The 978-nt window shown below is 58.7% G+C and carries 1 protein-coding gene; it reads left to right on the top strand.

The window, feature by feature from the left end; translation table 11 throughout:
* Positions 1–978, top strand: a 978-nt coding sequence (locus HU764_RS27480) for an immunoglobulin-like domain-containing protein (protein ID WP_217835021.1), incomplete at both ends; no start/stop codon positions are given.

Here is a 978-nt window from a genome sequence, read left to right as displayed (position 1 = left end):
CTGAGCAACAACGCTACCGTCACCATCAAGGCTGGCGAAACCAGCGCGCCGTACACCCACGAAGCACAGGGCGACGACGTTTACAAAGATGCCGGTGAAATCTCCCTGGGTATCAAGTCTGCGGTCGATGTCGATGGTCGTGCCTTCGAAAACCTGCAGCTGGGCGATGCGGCTTCGGTCAAGGTCACCGACACCACGGATGACGTGGTGGCCAAGCTGACTGCCACGCCTTCGGTTGCCGAAGGCGGTGCGATCACTTACACCATCACCCTGACCAACAAAGATGGCTTACCGATCGATAAGCACTCGGCGCTGACCTTCACGCTGAGTGATGGCACCACCGTCATTACCGTGCCGGCCAACAGCACCACCGGCTTCACCACCGTGACTGCTCCGGATAACGTCTACACCGGTACCAACGACCCAGTGATTAAATCGATCGCTTCGGTTGATGGCGCGGATGTCGGCAAGTTCGAAAACTTGGTTCTGGACAAAACCCCGGTCAGCACCGTTGTCACCGACGAACCAGGCACGCCGGGCAACGAAGGCGACGTGGTCAAGGTCACCATCACCGCCGACCAGGTTTCGGTTGCTGAGAACGTCAAACCGACCTTCACCGTCCACATCAATACCGCCCTGGCTCACGATCTGGTCGTGACCCTGAGCAACAACGCTACCGTCACCATCAAAGCCGGTGAAACCAGCGCGCCTTACACCCACGAAGCGCAGGGCGACGACGTCTACAAAGATGCCGGCGAAATCGAGCTGGGTATCAAGTCTGCCGTCGATGTTGACGGCCGTGCCTTCGAAAACCTGCAGCTGGGCGATGCCGCTTCGGTCAAAGTCACTGACACCACTGACGACGTCATTGCCAAACTGACCGCTACCCCTTCGGTCACCGAAGGCGGCGAGATCACTTACACCGTCACCCTGACCAACAAAGACGGTCTGCCGATCGACAACCACGCGCCGTTGTAC

The organism is Pseudomonas kermanshahensis (assembly GCF_014269205.2).
GTDB classification, from domain to species: Bacteria; Pseudomonadota; Gammaproteobacteria; order Pseudomonadales; family Pseudomonadaceae; genus Aquipseudomonas; species Aquipseudomonas kermanshahensis.
This window is presented reverse-complemented; position numbering and strand designations above follow the sequence as displayed.